The sequence below is a fragment of the Clostridium sp. NSJ-49 genome (genome assembly GCF_014287725.1).
GTDB lineage: Bacteria > Bacillota > Clostridia > Clostridiales > Clostridiaceae > Clostridium > Clostridium disporicum_B.
In genome coordinates this window covers 37,259-55,454 of sequence record NZ_JACOOP010000001.1, presented here as the reverse complement: position 1 = coordinate 55,454, position 18,196 = coordinate 37,259, and the positions used below count along the sequence as shown (strand labels likewise).

The 18,196-nt window shown below is 30.2% G+C and carries 18 protein-coding genes; all 18 read right to left on the bottom strand.

The window, feature by feature from the left end:
• Positions 1 to 11: 11 nt before the first annotated feature.
• The 18 genes from fmt to pstA all read right to left on the bottom strand — a co-directional run bounded on the left by fmt (position 12) and on the right by pstA (position 18,195).
• On the bottom strand, positions 12 to 938 hold the full coding sequence (gene fmt, locus H8S10_RS00265; RefSeq protein ID WP_055263241.1) for a methionyl-tRNA formyltransferase: 927 nt from the start codon (positions 936 to 938) through the stop codon (positions 12 to 14).
• A 12-nt stretch (positions 939 to 950) separates the two neighbouring features.
• On the bottom strand, positions 951 to 1,394 hold the full coding sequence (def, locus tag H8S10_RS00260; protein WP_055263239.1) for a peptide deformylase: 444 nt from the start codon (positions 1,392 to 1,394) through the stop codon (positions 951 to 953).
• An 11-nt stretch (positions 1,395 to 1,405) separates the two neighbouring features.
• Positions 1,406 to 3,613: a primosomal protein N' gene (gene priA / locus H8S10_RS00255; RefSeq protein ID WP_186837556.1), complete on the bottom strand. Its 2,208-nt coding sequence runs from the start codon at positions 3,611 to 3,613 to the stop codon at positions 1,406 to 1,408.
• 78 nt (positions 3,614 to 3,691) lie between these two features.
• Positions 3,692 to 4,885, bottom strand: a complete 1,194-nt coding sequence (gene coaBC / locus H8S10_RS00250; RefSeq protein ID WP_055263235.1) for a bifunctional phosphopantothenoylcysteine decarboxylase/phosphopantothenate--cysteine ligase CoaBC — start codon at positions 4,883 to 4,885, stop codon at positions 3,692 to 3,694.
• Positions 4,886 to 4,887: 2 nt separating this feature from the next.
• On the bottom strand, positions 4,888 to 5,106 hold the full coding sequence (gene rpoZ / locus H8S10_RS00245; RefSeq protein ID WP_055263233.1) for a DNA-directed RNA polymerase subunit omega: 219 nt from the start codon (positions 5,104 to 5,106) through the stop codon (positions 4,888 to 4,890).
• Positions 5,087 to 5,722, bottom strand: coding sequence for a guanylate kinase (gene gmk / locus H8S10_RS00240; RefSeq protein WP_084758926.1), 636 nt, complete (start codon positions 5,720 to 5,722; stop codon positions 5,087 to 5,089). Before gmk ends, rpoZ begins: the two co-directional genes overlap by 20 nt.
• A complete protein-coding gene (locus H8S10_RS00235) occupies positions 5,722 to 5,991 on the bottom strand; it encodes a DUF370 domain-containing protein (RefSeq protein ID WP_032118106.1) in 270 nt (89 codons plus the stop codon). Before H8S10_RS00235 ends, gmk begins: the two co-directional genes overlap by 1 nt.
• 13 nt (positions 5,992 to 6,004) lie before the next feature.
• Entirely contained in the window at positions 6,005 to 6,886 is an 882-nt protein-coding gene (locus H8S10_RS00230; RefSeq protein ID WP_055263229.1) for a YicC/YloC family endoribonuclease, read from the bottom strand.
• Positions 6,887 to 7,056: 170 nt separating this feature from the next.
• A complete protein-coding gene (locus H8S10_RS00225; protein WP_055263227.1) occupies positions 7,057 to 8,442 on the bottom strand; it encodes an NCS2 family permease in 1,386 nt (461 codons plus the stop codon).
• 282 nt (positions 8,443 to 8,724) lie between these two features.
• Entirely contained in the window at positions 8,725 to 9,696 is a 972-nt protein-coding gene (locus tag H8S10_RS00220; protein WP_055263225.1) for an asparaginase, read from the bottom strand.
• 179 nt (positions 9,697 to 9,875) lie between these two features.
• Positions 9,876 to 10,277, bottom strand: coding sequence for a PBECR2 nuclease fold domain-containing protein (locus H8S10_RS00215; RefSeq protein WP_055263223.1), 402 nt, complete (start codon positions 10,275 to 10,277; stop codon positions 9,876 to 9,878).
• A gap of 153 nt (positions 10,278 to 10,430) precedes the next feature.
• Positions 10,431 to 11,909: a stage IV sporulation protein A gene (gene spoIVA / locus H8S10_RS00210; RefSeq protein ID WP_055263221.1), complete on the bottom strand. Its 1,479-nt coding sequence runs from the start codon at positions 11,907 to 11,909 to the stop codon at positions 10,431 to 10,433.
• Between the two features lie 187 nt (positions 11,910 to 12,096).
• Positions 12,097 to 13,089, bottom strand: a complete 993-nt coding sequence (locus tag H8S10_RS00205; protein ID WP_055263219.1) for an NAD(P)H-dependent glycerol-3-phosphate dehydrogenase — start codon at positions 13,087 to 13,089, stop codon at positions 12,097 to 12,099.
• Positions 13,090 to 13,094: 5 nt separating this feature from the next.
• Positions 13,095 to 14,411 (bottom strand): ribosome biogenesis GTPase Der, encoded by a 1,317-nt coding sequence (gene der, locus H8S10_RS00200; protein ID WP_055263217.1) that lies wholly within the window; start codon positions 14,409 to 14,411, stop codon positions 13,095 to 13,097.
• On the bottom strand, positions 14,411 to 15,745 hold the full coding sequence (locus H8S10_RS00195) for a DUF512 domain-containing protein (protein ID WP_055263215.1): 1,335 nt from the start codon (positions 15,743 to 15,745) through the stop codon (positions 14,411 to 14,413). The genes der and H8S10_RS00195 overlap by 1 nt, the downstream gene beginning before the upstream one ends.
• A gap of 137 nt (positions 15,746 to 15,882) precedes the next feature.
• On the bottom strand, positions 15,883 to 16,539 hold the full coding sequence (gene phoU / locus H8S10_RS00190; RefSeq protein WP_055263213.1) for a phosphate signaling complex protein PhoU: 657 nt from the start codon (positions 16,537 to 16,539) through the stop codon (positions 15,883 to 15,885).
• A 21-nt stretch (positions 16,540 to 16,560) separates the two neighbouring features.
• A complete protein-coding gene (pstB, locus tag H8S10_RS00185) occupies positions 16,561 to 17,325 on the bottom strand; it encodes a phosphate ABC transporter ATP-binding protein PstB (protein ID WP_186837555.1) in 765 nt (254 codons plus the stop codon).
• 45 nt (positions 17,326 to 17,370) lie between these two features.
• Positions 17,371 to 18,195 carry a phosphate ABC transporter permease PstA gene (gene pstA / locus H8S10_RS00180; RefSeq protein WP_186837554.1) on the bottom strand — a complete coding sequence of 275 codons (825 nt, stop codon included), beginning with the start codon at positions 18,193 to 18,195 and terminating at the stop codon, positions 17,371 to 17,373.
• Position 18,196 lies beyond the last annotated feature (1 nt).

Below are 18,196 nucleotides of genomic sequence, written 5' to 3'. Positions count from 1 at the left end.
TCTCCCTTTCTTTATACTAGTTTAGTTCCTACTTCAATCTCTTTACCATTAATATATTGTTCAATTGTTAATGGCTTACCATTTGGAAATTGAATCTTCTTTATTAATATTATTCCATCTGAAGTGTTTACCTTCATACCACTTTTGTTAACACTAATAATAGTTCCTGGTTCTTTAGAACTATTTTCATTTATAACAATACTTTCATAGATTTTCATACTTTCACCTTTATATGTAGTATGAGCTATAGGCCATGGATTAAGTCCTCTTATTAAATTGTGAATATCTTTAGCCGATTTTTCCCAATCTATTTTTCCTGTATCTTTATTTAACATTTTAGCATAACAAGTTTCACCTTCTTGCTTTATTGGAGTTATTTCTCCTTTTGACATTCCTTCAATAGTTTTTATTAAAAGATCAGCTCCACTTATCATAAGCTTATCATGCAATTCACCTGCTGTCATATTTTCAGTTATTTCTACTTCATCCTTTAATAGCATATCTCCAGTATCTAAGCCAACATCCATAAGCATAGTTGTATTTCCAGATACTTTTTCTCCATTTATCACTACCCAATTAAGAGGTGCTGCTCCTCTATACATAGGTAATAATGATGCATGTAGGTTTATACATCCTATACTAGGTATATCTAAAACCTCTTTAGTTAATATTTGCCCAAAAGCAACTACTATTATAAAGTCTGGTTTTAAATCTTTTAAATATTCTATAGCTTCTCTATCTTCCTTTAGCTTTTCTGGTTGAAAAACTTTTATATTATGCTTTACAGCAACCTCTTTTACTGGTGAGTAAGCCATCTTTTTACCTCTTCCTTTTGGTCTATCAGGTTGAGTAAATACAGCTTCAACTCCATATTTAGAAATAATTTTTTCTAATGAAGGTACAGCAAAATCTGGAGTTCCCATAAATACAATCTTCATTCTAATCTCTCCTTATTTTCTGTAGTCTACGTATAAAACACCATTTAAATGGTCATTTTCATGAAGCACAGCTCTTGCAAGTAGTCCTTCTGCTTCTAAAATAAATTGCTCTCCTTTTTCATTGAAAGCTCTTACCTTAACATAATTTGGACGCTCTACTTCACAAGATTCACCTGGAACACTTAAGCACCCTTCATCATCAATTTGAGATCCACTAGTTTCTAATATTTCTGGATTAATAAATACCATTAGCCCTTCTTCATCTCTTATATCAATTACAAATAATCTTTTTAAAATTCCTACTTGAGGAGCTGCTAACCCAACACCATCAGCAGCATACATAGTCTCAGCCATGTCTTTTATTAAAACTAAATCTCTTGGTGTTATTTCTGTAATCTCTTTACATTTCTTTCTTAAAACATCATCACCAATTTTTCTTATATTTCTAATTGCCATAATTATTCCTCCTAAATTAGACTGTTTGGATTAATATCTATACTTATTCTTATTTCATTATAATTGCTCTTATTATTATCATAAAGTAATTCTTGAATTTTTTTTGCAAATTTTAAATCAAATTCCCCTTTTAGAACTATTTGCCACCTAAAATTTTCCTTGATTTTCTGAATCATACATGGAATAGGACCTAATATATCAATTTCATCATAATCTTTTACCACCATAGATATCTTAGTTGCTATATCATTCATAAAATCTTTTAGTATTTTTTCATCTTTTGAACTTCCATTTATTAATAATATTTTCCCAAAAGGAGGATAATTCATTAATGCCCTCACTGTAAATTCTTTTTCATAGAATCCTTCATAATCATAATTTTTAGCATATTGTAAGCTATAATGTTCTGGAGTATATGTCTGTATAATAACCTTTCCTTCTTTAACCCCTCTACCTGCTCTTCCTGCAACTTGAGTTATTAATTGAAAGGTTCTTTCTGCTGATCTATAATCCGGTATATTGATAGACATATCAGCCGCTAAAATGCCAACTAAAGTTACATTCGGGAAATCTAATCCTTTTGAAATCATTTGGGTTCCAATTAAAATATCTCCCTCTCCTCTTTTAAAGGCATTATATAATCTCTCATGAGAATCCTTTGCTCTTGTAGTATCTACATCCATTCTTATAACTCTTGCATCTTTAAAGTACTTTTTTATTTCGTCTTCAACCCTTTGCGTTCCTGCTCCAAAAAATTTCACATATTTACTTTCACATTTTGGGCATTTACTAGGCTCTCTTTTAGTTTTACCACAATAATGACATACTAGAAAACCATTTTTATGATATGTCATAGAAATTTCACATTCATCACATTTAAAAACATATCCACAACTTCTACATGATACAAACGTTGAAAAACCTCTTCTATTTAAAAACAAAACTATTTGTTCTTTTTTCGCCAGCACTTCTTCGATGCTCTTAAATAGCTTCCTACTAAATAATGATCTATTACCTACCTTCAACTCTTCTCTCATATCAACAAGTTCCATTGTAGGCATAGGTTTACCATCGACTCTTTTAGTAATCTCAACTAAATCAATTTCACCTGAAATAGCTCTATAATAACTTTCAATAGTAGGTGTTGCTGAGCCTAAAACTAATTTAGCTCCCCTTTTATTTACAATATATTCAGCAACTTCTTTTGCTTGATATTTAGGATTTTGCTCTGACTTATATGTATTTTCATGTTCTTCATCTATTATAATAAGCCCTAAGTTTTTAGCAGGTAAAAACAGTGCGCTTCTTGCTCCTACAATTACTCTTGCTTTTCCTTCTTTAACTCTATGCCACTCATCAAATCTCTCTCCATCTGAAAGCTTACTATGAAACAACGCTACATCTTTGCCAAATCTTCCTTTAAATCTTTCTATCATCTGCGGTGTTAAAGCTATTTCTGGTACTAAGATTATAGCTGATCTATTATTTCTCAATTCCCATTGAACTAATCTCATATATATTTCTGTTTTTCCTGATCCCGTTACCCCTTTTAACAAAAAGATATTTTTATCAGAATTCAATATTTTTTCTATAGCATTATGTTGCTCATAAGTTAATTTTTTATCTTCATCTTTTATATATTCTCTTTCATTATACCTAAATACAACTTCTTCTACGGATTTTAAAATTCCTTTTTTTATCAAGTTGTTAAGTTTATATTGAGATATAGAAAAGTTCTTTATTAGTTCACTTTTAGAATATTTACCTGAATACTCTTTTAAAATATTTATAATTTCTTTATATCCATCTGGATTTTTTATATCATCTAAATCATCTTTAACTAATACTATAACATTTTTAACTTTATTTTTAGCACCTTTCATAATCCCTATAGGTATTAAAAGCCTAAAAGCATCTATATATTTACAAAGATATTTTTCCTTCAAAAAATAAATTAATTCAATGTCATCTGGGGTAATGATTGGTTCCTCTGTTTCAATAGATAGTAATTCTTTCACCTTGTATTCAAATTCTACTTCATCCTCTTTTTTTATACTTATTATAAACCCTTCTACTGGTTTATTTCTAAAGCCAAAAGGAACTTTTACAATCTGCCCTACACTAACCTTATCGTTAAGACTTTCAGGAATTTTATAAGTAAAAGGTCTATCAATTTCTACAGCTTCGCTATTTAATATTATTTCACCATAAAGAATCAAAAAATCACCCTCATATTACTAATATAATCCATATAATATTTATTTTTAATGACCCTTTCAATATAAAGAAAAGCGCAATTAGCGCTTTCCTAGAATCATATCAAATATATTTGTAGCTACCTGCTTTTTACTCATCTTATCAAGATTTATAACACTACCATCCTTAGACAGTATAGTCACTTTATTATCTTCACTTGCAAAACCAGTATCACTTGCAGTAATATCATTAGCTACAATAAAATCTAAATTCTTGTTTTTAAGCTTCTTTTCTGCATTATTTAAAACATTATTACTTTCTGCTGCAAAACCAACAAGAATTTGCTCTTTTTTTCTTTCTCCTAAAATTTTTAGGATATCACTATCTCTAGTAAGTGTTAACTGTAAGTCACCCTCACCTTTTTTTATCTTTTCATTACTATATTCTTTAGGTTTATAATCAGCTACTGCTGCTGACTTAATTACTATATCAGCAAAATCATAATACCTTAAAACTGCATCTTTCATTTCACTATTAGTTTTTACACTTATAAAATTAATATCTGCTATTCTAGGTATATTTGTCGGGCCAGATACTAATGTTACTTCAGCCCCTCGCTCTTTTGCCTCTTGTGCAATAGCATATCCCATCTTTCCTGTAGATTTATTTGTAATATATCTCACTGGATCAATAGGCGCTATAGTAGGTCCTGCAGTAACTAATACTTTTTTACCTAAAAGATCTTGTTCTTTTTCTTCAAGTTCTAACAATACTCTATCAACTATATCAGATACATTAGCTAATTTACCTTTTCCAAGATCTCCACAAGCTAATCTTCCACTAGCTGGTTCTATAAATTTATATCCGTAATTTTTCAATTTATTAATATTGTCTTGAACTATTTTATTTTCATACATTTTTGTATTCATAGCTGGCGCAAAAATAACTTTTGCTTCTGTTGCCATTATCGTTGTAGAAAGCATATCATCTGCTATACCATTAGCAACTTTACCAATAATATTTGCAGTGGCTGGTGCAATCAACATTATATCTGCCCACTGAGCTAAAGATATATGTTGAATCTCCCATGCCTTAGGTTCTGCAAACATATCGGTTATAACCATATTTTGGCTTAACGATTGAAACGCTAAAGGTGTAACGAATTCTTGTGCAGACTCAGTCATTATAACTTTAATTTCAACATCTTGTTTTCTCAAAGCACTTATTATGTCTAAAGCTTTATATACTGCAATTCCTCCAGTAACACCTATTACCACTCTCTTTTTGTCTCTCATGACTATTTTGTACCTTCTTCTACCTTATGGTAGCTAACTGAACCTTCATTAATTTCATTAATAGCTAATGTTAAAGGTTTTTTTGATTTATTTGTTGTTAATGGATTACTTCCATCTATAATTTGTCTTGCTCTTCTAGAAGAAACGATAACTAACGAATATCTATCTTCTACCTTTTTTAATAAGTCTACTATTGATGGATTAATCATAGAGTTGTTCATGAATTAAGCCCTCCTTAGAATCTAATATTGTATCTTTTATTCTATCCACTCTACATTTTTCAGCTGTAATAATTCCTTCTATTTTAGAAACTGCTACATCAACTATATCATTTACTACTGCATAATTATATTTTGATATATAATTTATTTCTTGATATGCAGATTTAAATCTTCTCATTAAAGATTCAGGTGTTTCACTGCCTCTTTTAATTATTCTTTGTTTTAATTCTTCCATTGATGGAGGAAGTATAAATATAAATACCCCTTCTTTAAAGTTCTCTTTAACTTTAAGTGCACCTTGAATATCTATTTCTAGAATTACATTTTTGCCACTATTAAGCATTTCTTCAACTTTTGACTTTGGTGTCCCATAATAATTTCCATATACTTCAGCATATTCTAGGAAATCTTTTTGTTCTACTCTTTTAATAAAATCTTCTTTTGTTATGAAGTGATAATTAACACCATCTACTTCACCAGCTCTAGGCTGTCTCGTAGTAGCTGAAACAGATATAAATAAATCATCATGTTTTTCTAATAACGCTTTACATATTGTACCTTTTCCAGCTCCTGATGGTCCTGATACCACTATTAATAATCCCTTATTATTAGTCATTATTCATCAACCTCATCTACAGTTTCATCTTTAGTTGATAATCTATGTGCAACAGTTTCTGGTTGAACTGCTGATAAAATTACATGATCACTATCAGTTATACAAACAGCTCTTGTTCTTCTTCCATAAGTTGCATCGATTAACATACCTCTGTCTCTAGCTTCTTGGATTATTCTTTTAATCGGTGCTGATTCTGGACTTACTATTGCTACAAGTCTATTTGCTGAAACAATATTTCCAAAACCAATGTTGATTAACTTAATTCCCATTGCTCTCCTCCTATTATTCTATATTTTGAACTTGTTCCCTTATCTTTTCGATAAGATTTTTTATATCAATGACTATATTAGTCATATGAATATCACTTGATTTAGATCCTATAGTATTAGTCTCTCTATTCATTTCTTGAATTATAAAATCTAATTTTCTTCCTATAGGTTCATTTAAGCTTAAAGTTTTTCTAATTTGGCTAATGTGACTTCCTAATCTTGTTATTTCTTCATCTACAGTTGCTTTATCTGCAAATATACATACTTCTGTGGCTAACCTATTTTGATCAATATCCGCACCACTTAAAAGTTCTGATAATCTTTCTTCTAATTTAACTTTATAAGCTTTTGGAACTGTATCAGCTACCTTTTCGATTTCTCTAACTAAATCTTCTATTACACTTACTTTATCTAATATATCTTCTTTTAATTTTTCCCCTTCAACAATTCTCATATTTATCATCATTTCAATTGAAGTTGAAATTAAAGGTTTTAATTCTTCGAATATCTCCTCTACCTTCTCTTCTTCTTGAACTACTGTTATAACTTCTGGGAATCTTGCAAGTTGCATTACTGATACATCATTTTTAAGTCCAAAATTTGTTTCTATTTCTCTTAAACAATTTAAGTAGTCTTCAGCAAGCTTTAAATCAACCTTTGGTGTTCCTTCATTTTGAGAATAATTTTTTAAGTTAATAAAAACATCAACTTTTCCTCTTGATAAAGAGGATGAAATCATCTTTCTCACTTCTTCTTCTAATGAAATTAAAGCTTTAGGCATTCTGATATTTATATCTAAATATCTATTATTGACACTTTTCATCTCAACAGTAAAAATACGTTTTTGTCCTTCTTCACTACTACTTCTACCGAAGCTAGTCATACTTTTTACCATAATTCATCCCTAACTTTCAATATTTATCTTATATACTTTTTTGACAATATAAACAGTTTATATTCTCAACTTACTAATGTCAACTTTTTGTTAACAAATTGTTCATAATTAAATTAAAAAAGTCTACCTCCTAAGAAGTAGACTTTCAAACGTCTATACTCTATTTAATTTTATAAGAATGCAATCTTTAAAATAAATACTACTAATAGTAAATACATAACCCAAGAAATCTTTGTCTTTTTCTCCTTGCTTTTAGCAAAGAAGATGTTATATATTAGGTTAATTACTACGTATGAAATTATTCCTAAAGTTAATCCATCACCTATACTATATGTTAATGGCATCGCAGCTATAGTTAAGAATGCTGGCACTCCTTCAGTAATATTTTCAAACTCTATTTCTTTAACAGCTTCAAGCATTAAGTATCCAACATAAATAAGCGCTGGTGCTGTAGCACATGACGGTATAGCTACAATTATTGGTGAGAAGAACATTGCAATAAGGAATAATATACCTACTGTTATTGATGTATATCCTGTTTTACCACCTTCCGCAACACCTGTTGCACTTTCAACATAAGTCGTAACTGTTGAAACTCCTAAGCAAGCTCCAGCAGTTGTTCCTATAGCATCAACCAAAAGCGCTCTTCCCGCATTAGGAACATTACCATCTTTATCTAACATTTTAGCCTTTGAACAAACTCCAACTAAAGTACCAACTGTATCAAAGAAATCTACGAATAAGAATGTACAAACTACAGTTATAAACATCTTTAAATTATCTGGATGGAACGCATGAGCTAAATCAATTTTTCCAGCTATTTCTCCTATACCTTCAAACTTAAACACTCCACTAGGCAGATAAATTCCTAAAGCTGCAGCTGCTTCTGTGTTTATTAAAGCATATCCCCATCCAATTAATGAAGAAATCAATATTCCCCAAAGAATAGATCCTCTAACACCTTTCTTATTTAAAACAGTTATTATAACTAATCCTATAAGCGTAATTATAACCGCTGGAGTAAATTCACCTAAAGCAACCATCGTAGCCTCATCTGAAACTACAAGCCCTGAATTAACTAATCCAATAAACGCTATAAATAATCCAATACCACCTGTAACAGCTAATTTCATATTTTTAGGAATAGCATTTACTACTGCTTCACGAACTTTAAATATTGATAATAATATAAATATGATACCTTCAATAAATACAGCTGTCAAAGCCACTTCCCATGAAATTCCCATTCCTAAGACAACAGAATAAGCAAAGTAAGCATTTAATCCCATACCTGAAGCTAATGCAAATGGTAAGTTAGCAAATAACCCCATCATTATGCAAGCAAGTGCAGCCGCTAAACAAGTTGCTGTAACTAATGCTCCAGCAGGCATACCAGTAGCTGATAGTATATTAGGATTAACTGCGATAATATATGCCATTGTCAAGAAAGTAGTTAACCCTGCAAGCATTTCTTTCTTAATATCAACATTCTTATTTGTTAATATCGGTAAAAGTTTTTCTTTTGTTGATAGTTTTTTCGTTGATAATTCCCCCATTTTCAACACTCCTTATAAATAATATGTAAATAAATTAAAGCTATGATAAGTTAATTAAGACGACTCACCATAGCTTAAAAATTCAAATCTATGCGTATAAATCAATAATAAAACATTTCTTTTCCAAAGAAACATTCGTGTTTGTTTATCCCAATCGAATCACCTTACGAATATTATTGTATCACTTTTAACTCTTTCGGTCAACTATTCCGAATGTTTTTTATATGTTTTAAATCAATTTTCGCACATATTATTTATTATGTAGTTTTTCCCTAACATTCTTTATTCAAACTGCTTTCTTATTTGTTCTAAATCTAACTCTGAATTTATTGATAAAAGAAGTTTTATTCTTGCTTTTTGACCTGGTAGTGTATCTCCGAATATTATCCCCAAATCTAGCAACATCTTTCCTCCCCCTTCGTACCCATAAGATTCATGAACTCTTCCTTCAAAGCATCGTGACACTATTACCACTGGAATATTATTCTCAATAGCTCTCTTTATTCCAGGAACCATTCTAGGTGGAACATTTCCTCTTCCTAAAGCTTCTATTACAATTCCACCATAACCTTTTTCAATAATAAAATCTATAAATGTAGAATCCATGTCTACTGCACATTTAATCAGCGCTACTTCTTTATCAATTTTGTTAACTTTGTATTTTGAAGTATTTATAGTATTTCTATAAAAGATAACCTTATTATTATCTACAATTCCAATTGGCCCAAAATTAGGAGTTCTAAATGCATTTAAAGCCATAGAATTTGCTTTTGTAACTTCTGCTGCTGAATTTAATTCTCCATTAAAGCAAACTAAAACTCCTCTTCCAATAGAATCATCAGATATAGCAGTACAAATTGATGTTGCTAAATTAAAAGGGCCATCGTATCCCAATTCTGAACTACTTCTCATAGCTCCAGTTATTACTATCGGTTTAGATGTATCTATTGTTAAATCTAAAAAATATGCTGTTTCTTCTAAAGTATCAGTTCCATGTGTAATAACTATCCCATCTATATCACTTCTATTTACTAATTCTGTTACGAAATTACTTAGTTCTAATATTGTCTCAAAAGTCATGTGAGGTGATGGCATACTAGAGAAAGTATATGATTCTATTTCTGCATAATTCTCTATTCCAGTCACCATAGACATTATTTCTTCCCCTGTTAAACTTGGAACAGCTGCCTTAATCCTTTCATCTACTTTCATAGATATTGTCCCACCATTAAAAATAACTGCTATCTTCTTCATTTTATCACTCCATCTCAATATAATTTATCCTATAACCTAAACAAACAAAAAGTGGCAAAGCCACTTTTTTATATAAGCAATAATTTAATTCAAAACTTAATTTAATAGCTCAAGATTATCAACAAATATTTCTTGAGTTTATTATACAACCCCACTCCATTTCTTTCAATAAATATATTTTAGCCACAATTCACTTTAATTAGTTCACCATAATCTAATCTATTTTTTATTTTATTATCATTTATAGGGTACATAGTAGATACATAAATATACTGGTTCATTTCGTCCACCTCCACTCCTAACAACAAATAATTATACATTTTCTTTACAAACTGAATAGAAGTAGTTCCCTCCTCACTTTTGTAAAGTCCGATATAATCCGGTTCTTCCAGTATAACTTTCATAAACTCAAATATATTTTTCTTTATATTCTTGTCTAATTGTTTACCATGTCTTTTAATAATATGCTTTAGCACTCCAGGGCAGGCATATATCGCTCCAGTAAACTCTATACCTAACTCATCTGCAACACTCCGCCTCAAATAACCCACTCTTTTATAGGTACAAAATCTGCTATTCATATTATCCCTCTTTACTATAATATATTAAGCACATATTACTTGCTTAATATATTATATTCTACATTCCCTATATATTTCACACTTAATATATATAATTATAAAGTTAACTAAAATTTAAAAGCACCTATCTAAAAAGATAGGTGCCAAATATTGTTATAAAATTATACAGATCAATCCGCCATTACCTTCATTAATTATTTTTTGAAGTGTTTTTTGGATCTTAACTTGAACATCTTCTGGCATCTTATAAAGTTTATTTTGTAAGCCTTCTTTAACTAATACTTCTAATGACTTTCCAAACATATTACTTTGCCATAAAGATTCTGGATCACTATCAAATTTTTCCATTAAGGCTTTAACTAATTCTTCACTTTCTTTTTCTGATCCCATTATTGGACTTATTTCAGTCTTTATATCAGCCTTTATAAAATGTAGTGATGGTGCACTAGCTTTAAGTTTAACTCCATATTTACTTCCTTGAGTTATCATTTCAGGTTTTTCAAATTTCATTTCTGATAATTGTGGTGCAACTAATCCGTAACCTGTTTCTCTAACATCATAAAGAGCATCTTTGATTTTATCATACTCTTTTTTTGCTACATTAAGCTCTTTAATTAAAGATATTAAATCACTCTCACAGCTAACCTCAACTCCACAATCTTCACTTAACACCTTATAAAAAATACTTTCACTTGGCTTTAATAATATTTTTGCAGTACCCTCTCCAAGTTTAATCTCACTTAATTCTGAAGCATTGGCATTTTCATCTTCTTTAAATGAGTTAAATGAAGGTTTTATGTCTTTTATCTTTTCTACATCGTCACACATTCCCTTTACTATTTTAAAGAATTCTTTCTTTAACCAATGTTCTGGATCAAGCTTTTCTACCCATGTAGGCATATCTATGTTTATTTCTTTTACTGGGAACTCTTTAAGTACATGTACAAATAAATTTTCAATATCTTTTTCAGTCATATTATAAACATCCATCACTTGAACTGTAACATCATATTTAGCTTCCATTTGTTTCTTCAATGATTCAGTCTCTGGTGAATTTATGTTCTTTGTATTAAGTACAACTACGAAAGGTTTTTTTATTGATTTCAATTCATCTATTACCCTTTCTTCTGCTTCTAAGTACTCAGATCTCTCTAAACCAGTTATACTACCATCAGTAGTTACAACTAAACCTATAGTAGAATGATCTGTAATAACCTTTCTTGTTCCAATTTCTGCTGCATCTTCAAAAGGTATCTCATAATCATACCATGGTGTATTTACCATCTTAGGTTCATCTTCTTCTAAATACCCTAATGCTCCCTTTACAATATAACCTACACAATCAACTAATCTTACCTTAAAACTAATATCGTCATCCACAGTAATTTCTACAGCCTCATTTGGTACAAATTTTGGTTCTGTAGTATGAATAGTTTTTCCTGATCCACTTTGTGGCAATTCATCTTTTGCTCTCTCTTTCTTAAAAGAATTTTCAATTTTGGGTATAACCATTAGGTCCATAAACTTTTTAATAAAAGTAGATTTACCTGTTCTAACAGGTCCAACTACTCCTACATATATGTCCCCTTGAGTTCTTTCTGCTATATCTCTGTATATGTTGAAACCCTCCACTAATTTTCCCTCCTATATATTTTTAACAATATATATATATTCTCATGCTAGAAAAAGTATACTGGTTTTTCTGCTTATAATTATTTCAAATCAAAAAATTTAATTCTTTCTTTTGCAACACTTTGTTTATGTATAGTATATATAAATACAAAAAATGCACGTATATTTATATACGTGCATCAAACTATTAATAAACTTCAGACTTTTTGTCTCTTTTTAAAAGTTCATCTACTACATCTTTAGCTTTTCTATTTTCAAATAAAACTCTATATAATCCATCTGTAATCGGCATCTCAACATCTAGCTGTTCTTTTAATTTATAGAATGCATTACACGCAGTAATACCTTCTACTACCATACCTACTTCTTTTACAGCATCATCTTTGCTCATACCTTTTCCTATTAAAATACCAGCTTTTCTATTTCTAGAGTGCATACTAGTACAAGTAACTATAAGGTCACCCATTCCAGTAAGGCCTAAAAATGTTTCAATATTTCCACCTAACTTTGTACCAATTCTAACTATTTCAGCCATTCCTCTAGTCATTAAAGCAGCTTTTGTATTATCACCATATCCTAATCCATCACAAACTCCGGCAGCTAATGCGATAATATTCTTTACAGCTCCACCAATTTCTACCCCAACTAAATCACTATTAGTATAAACTCTAAATTCTTTAGTCATAAATAAATCTTGAACTTCTTCTGCCACTTTCATATTTTTAGAAGATGTTACAACAGTAGTTGGTATATTGAAAGCAACTTCTTCTGCATGACTTGGACCAGATAAAACAACTACAGGATTATCTATTTCATCATTAATAACTTCTACTAAAGTTTTATTAGTACCTTCTTCTATTCCTTTTGCTATGCATATAACCGGTATATCAGAAGATATTTTTCCTTTTAAAGTTTTAGCTCCTATTCGTATAATCTGAGATGGTAATGCTAAAACAACATATTCTGCTCCTTCTAAAGCTTTATCTACATCATTATAAGCTGTGACATTCTTAGGCACTTCTAATCCTTTTATATACCTATCATTTTTTCTATTTATATTAATATCGTTAACCACAGATATATCTCTATCATATATAGATACATCATTTCCTTTGTTACCTAATAATATAGCTAGTGATGTACCAAAACTCCCACCACCTACAAAAGTCACTTTACTCATATAGATTATTCCTTTCTTTCTCTATACTCTATTTGAATTCCTGTACCACTAAAATCGAAACTATCTCTTAATTGATTTTCTAAATATCTTTCATAAGAGAAATGTCTCGCATTTGTATCATTAACAAAGAATACAAACTTTGGTGGTTTTGTAGCAACTTGTGTTGCATAATAAATCTTAAGTCTTTTTAATGCTACTACTGGTGGCTCTTTCATTAATATTGCTTTACTAATTACATCATTTAATACACCAGTCCCAACTCTCTTACTGTAATTATCATAACATTCTTTAGCTACTTCTAAAACTTTATGCGCTCTTTGCCCTGTTAATGCAGATATAAATAGATACTTAGCATAACTTATAAATTTTAAATTTGATTGTAAGTCTTTCTTATATACATCCATAGTCTTACCATCTTTTTCAATAAGATCCCACTTATTTACAACTACCATTATAGCTTTGTTTAACTCATGAGCAAATCCTATTATCTTTTCATCTTGGTCTGTAACACCTTCTGTAGCATCTATCATAAGTATACATACATCAGCTCTTTCAATTGCTGTAAGAGTTCTTATAACTGAATATCTTTCAATCTCTTCTTTTACCTTACTTTTTCTTCTAAGACCAGCAGTATCTATTAAAGTAAACTTTCCAAAATCAGTTTCTATTTTACTATCTATTGCATCTCTTGTAGTTCCAGCTATCTCAGAAACTATTAGTCTATCCTCACCTAATAATCTATTTATTAATGAAGACTTACCTACATTAGGCTTACCTATCATAGCTATTTTTATATCTTCTTCTTCTTCATCTGCTTCACCTATTGAATCAAAGTGACTTACAACCATATCAAGCATATCTCCAAGTCCTTTTCCTTGACCTGCAGATATAGCTACTGGATCACCTATCCCTAAGTTATAAAATTCCCAAGCATTTTCTTCATCTTTTAAGTTATCTATCTTGTTAACAACTAATACAACTGGTTTCTTAGACTTTCTAAGCATAGTTGCAACTTCATTATCAGCCGCTGTTAATCCTTCTTTACCATCAACAACAAACATTATAACATCAGCTGTTTCTATAGCAATATTCGCTTGTCTTCTCATTTGTTTTACAATAATATCTTGATTTTCTGGCTCAATCCCACCTGTATCTATCATTGTAAATACATGATTTAACCACTCTGCTTCTGCATAAACTCTATCTCTAGTTACTCCTGGAGTATCTTGTACAATAGAGATTCTTTTCCCTGCTAATTTATTAAATAATGTTGATTTTCCTACATTTGGTCTTCCAACTATAGCTACTATTGGTTTTCCCATTATTTTTCCTCCTGACATACATCGTTTATAATATCTATTAAGTCTTCTCCTGTGTGGTCAGCAACAAGAACCTTAACTCCTAATTCTTTTTCTATATCCTCTACTCTCACATCATCTAGCATTATATAATCAGCAGGCGCTAACTCATATCCTTTTCTGAACATATTACTAGACATAATTAAATATTCACTTTTAATTCTACCCTTTAATTGACTTATTATATCTTTACCAGTTAAAAGACCTGTAACTGTTATAGATTCACCATAAAAATGATTTATTATTTCAAATACATCAATTTTTATATTTTCATTAGCTTTCATTATCTTCTTAGCACCATTCATAACTTCATTAAATGCAAGTTTTCCAGTAGCTATAGTAAATGTACCGCTAATATCTTTTCTTAGATTTTGCACTCCATAATTAATTGCTTCTCTAAAGCATCTAATCATTCCAACTCCATCTTCAATTTGTTCATACCCTTTATAAAATTCCTCTTCAGGTACATCTATTCCTGATACAATATAAAATTCATCAGACATTCTTATAAAAGGATCTCCAATTTCATTCATAAATTTTTCTTGGAATTTCATAACCATTTCTAATTCTTCTCTGGCTAATTCTTTATCAAATGTTTTTACCTTCACTAGTCCATCTCTAAACTTAGTAACGCCTATTGGTACTACTGCAACATTAGCTACTGATGGATACAGGCTATATAAATCATTTATAGTTTTCTTTAGCTCTTCCTTATTATTTACTTCTGGAATAAGAACTATTTGGCAATGCATTTCAATACCCGCATCTGCTAACTTTTTCATTCTATCATATACTTGCCCTGCAAATCTATTACCAAGCATCTTAACTCTTAACTCTGGATTTGTAGTATGTACAGAAATATTTATAGGACTAATCCTATATCTAATAATTCTATCGATGTCTTCATCTTTCATATTTGTTAGTGTTACAAAATTTCCTTGAAGAAAAGATAGTCTTGAATCATCATCTTTAAAGTATAAGGTTTCTCTCATTCCTTTAGGATTCTGATCTATAAAGCAAAACATGCACTTATTACTACACCTTTTTGCTTTATCCATTATTCCGCCGCCAAATTCTAATCCAAGTTCTTCGCCGTAATCCTTCTCGATTTCGTATTCCCAAACTTCTCCATTAGACTTCTCCATTTCTAAAACTAACTCTTCATCTGCTGTTAAAAATCTATAATCAATAATGTCTGTTATTTTTTCTCCATTTACTGATAATAAAATATCATTAACTTCGATGCCAACCTCTTCAGCAATACTATAAGGTATTACATTTGTTACTACATTCCTCATAACGTCACTCCTATAATAACCTATCATCTCTATGATATATTAACCTAATAATTATCTTCAGTCAACAAAAGAGATTATTCTAAGCCACATTTTCACAATAAAATAAAGAATATGAGAAGTTCTCATATTCTTTATTATTACTCATTTAAATCTACATAATCACCTTTTTTAGAAAAAATTATCCACTCGCAAATATTTGTTACGTGATCCCCAACTCTTTCTAGGTATTTTGATGCAAATAAAATTTGTGCTCCTCTATTTATCATAGTTTCATCTTTAGCCATCTTCTTTAACATTTCATTGAATAGCCCACGATACAATATATCAACTTTATCATCCATTTTACATATCTCATAAGCTTCTTCAACATTTCCATCCACAAATGCTTCAATTGATTTTCCAATCATTTTAATTAGAATATCAACCATCTCCCATATTGAATCACACTCTTCACCTATTGGTTCTAACTCAACCCTTTTAGTTATTTTACATATGTCTACTGCATAATCTCCCATTCTTTCTAAATCTGTAACAATTTTAGATGTCGTAAAAATTTTTCTTAAATCTGTAGCAACAGGAGATTCCATAGCCATAAACTTCAAACATTGCTCTTCAATTTTTTTATTTAGTTCATCTACCTTATCATCATTTTTCATTACATTTTCTACAAGATCCATATCTCTATTTTTAAAAGCTTCAATACTATCATATAATTGTTTTTCTACCAAACTTCCCATTTCTGCCAATTCAGAAATTAGTACTTTCATTCTATTATCTAGAACAGTTCTTGTCATAATCTCACTCCCTTTTAAATTTTAGCCGAATCTTCCTGATATATAATCCTCTGTTCTCTTATCTTGTGGTCTATAAAAAATATCTTCTGTTTTTCCATATTCTATAAGTTCACCGGATAAAAAGAATGCAGTTTTATCTGCAATTCTTCCTGCTTGTTGCATGTTATGTGTAACTATAACAACGGTATAATCTTTTTTTAGTTGATCCATTAGCTCTTCCATTTTATTTGTAGATATAGGGTCTAGAGCCGATGTGGGTTCATCCATTAATATTATTTCAGGTGATACTGCAATAGTTCTTGCAATACAAAGTCTTTGTTGTTGCCCACCTGATAAACCTAAAGCACTTTTTTTGAGTCTATCCTTAACTTCATCCCATAATGCAGCACCTTTTAAACTTTTTTCAACTATTTGGTCTAAAGTCTTTTTATCTTTAACCCCATGAACTCTCGGACCATATGCTATATTGTCATATATAGACATTGGAAATGGGTTCGGCTTTTGAAATACCATTCCTACTTTCTTTCTTAAATCTATTTCATCAAAATCTTTATATATATCTTTACCATCAACTAGAATTTCACCATCTATCTTCACTCCTGCAATAAGATCATTCATTCTATTTAAAGTTCTTAAAAAAGTCGATTTACCACATCCTGATGGTCCTATTAATGCTGTAACCTTGTTTTTTTCTATATCTATATTAATATTCTTCAGAGCTTGATTATCTCCATAAAACAAATCTAAATTTTTCACCTGAATTTCAGGCGTTATTATATTTGACATACTTACACCTCTTAAAATTGTATAATACTCACTATTTAAATTTAATTAATACTCGGCCTTATTTAATTTCTTGCTTATTAACTTAGCTATAATATTTAATATTAAAATCATTACTATCAAAACTATTCCAGCAGCAGCTGCAGATGCAATATCACCTTTTTCTTTTGTTTCTAAAAAGGCATGAACCGTCAATGTTCTTCCGCTAGACATAATACTCTTCGGTATTTTATATACTGTACCTGCTGTTAAAAATAACGCAGCCGACTCTCCTATTACACGTCCCATTGATAATATTACTCCTGAAAGTATTCCTGGTGTTGCACTTGGGAGAATAACTTTATACAAAGTTTGAAACTTAGTAGCTCCAAGTCCTAAAGAAGCCTCTCTATATGATGATGGAACAACTTTCAATGCCTCCTCTGTAGTACGTATTATTACAGGTAATATAATTATAGATAAAGTCAATGAACCTGCAATAAGTGAATATCCAAAATTTAATGCAGCCACAAAAAATGCTGCTCCGAATAATCCATATACTATAGAGGGTATCCCTGCCAAAGCTTCTGTTGAGTACCTTATAATCTTTACCATCTTTCCTTGCTTAGCATATTCTTGTAAATATACCGCAGAAAGAACTCCTATAGGTGTAGCTATTGCAAGTGATAAAGCAACTGTATACAACGTAGATATAATAAATGGTTTTATTCCTCCACCACCAGAAGGTTTATATTCACTAAATAAATAATTAAAATTAATTATTTTATATCCTTTTATAAATATAAATCCAAGTATGAAAACTAATATGCTAACAGTTATTACAGCTGATAAATATAATAATACTTTTAAAATACTCTCTTTGAATTTTCTCATT

Bases quoted from the DNA above. Each gene is read 5' to 3' on its own strand.
- pstB (WP_186837555.1), bottom strand. From the start codon at position 17,325: ATGTCAAATATAATAACGCCTGAAATTCAGGTGAAAAATTTAGATTTG.
- H8S10_RS00195 (WP_055263215.1), bottom strand. From the start codon at position 15,745: ATGAGGAATGTAGTAACAAATGTAATACCTTATAGTATTGCTGAAGAG.
- H8S10_RS00220 (WP_055263225.1), bottom strand. From the start codon at position 9,696: ATGAAGAAGATAGCAGTTATTTTTAATGGTGGGACAATATCTATGAAA.
- H8S10_RS00230 (WP_055263229.1), bottom strand. From the start codon at position 6,886: ATGGTAAAAAGTATGACTAGCTTCGGTAGAAGTAGTAGTGAAGAAGGA.
- H8S10_RS00205 (WP_055263219.1), bottom strand. From the start codon at position 13,089: ATGAGTAAAGTGACTTTTGTAGGTGGTGGGAGTTTTGGTACATCACTA.
- fmt (WP_055263241.1), bottom strand. From the start codon at position 938: ATGAAGATTGTATTTATGGGAACTCCAGATTTTGCTGTACCTTCATTA.
- coaBC (WP_055263235.1), bottom strand. From the start codon at position 4,885: ATGAGAGACAAAAAGAGAGTGGTAATAGGTGTTACTGGAGGAATTGCA.
- phoU (WP_055263213.1), bottom strand. From the start codon at position 16,539: ATGACAAGAACTGTTCTAGATAATAGAATGAAAGTACTAATTTCTGAA.
- H8S10_RS00235 (WP_032118106.1), bottom strand. From the start codon at position 5,991: ATGGGAATTAAGTTAATCAACATTGGTTTTGGAAATATTGTTTCAGCA.
- pstA (WP_186837554.1), bottom strand. From the start codon at position 18,195: ATGAGAAAATTCAAAGAGAGTATTTTAAAAGTATTATTATATTTATCA.
- H8S10_RS00215 (WP_055263223.1), bottom strand. From the start codon at position 10,277: ATGAATAGCAGATTTTGTACCTATAAAAGAGTGGGTTATTTGAGGCGG.
- der (WP_055263217.1), bottom strand. From the start codon at position 14,411: ATGGGAAAACCAATAGTAGCTATAGTTGGAAGACCAAATGTAGGAAAA.
- H8S10_RS00225 (WP_055263227.1), bottom strand. From the start codon at position 8,442: ATGGGGGAATTATCAACGAAAAAACTATCAACAAAAGAAAAACTTTTA.
- def (WP_055263239.1), bottom strand. From the start codon at position 1,394: ATGGCAATTAGAAATATAAGAAAAATTGGTGATGATGTTTTAAGAAAG.
- rpoZ (WP_055263233.1), bottom strand. From the start codon at position 5,106: ATGAACAACTCTATGATTAATCCATCAATAGTAGACTTATTAAAAAAG.
- gmk (WP_084758926.1), bottom strand. From the start codon at position 5,722: ATGACTAATAATAAGGGATTATTAATAGTGGTATCAGGACCATCAGGA.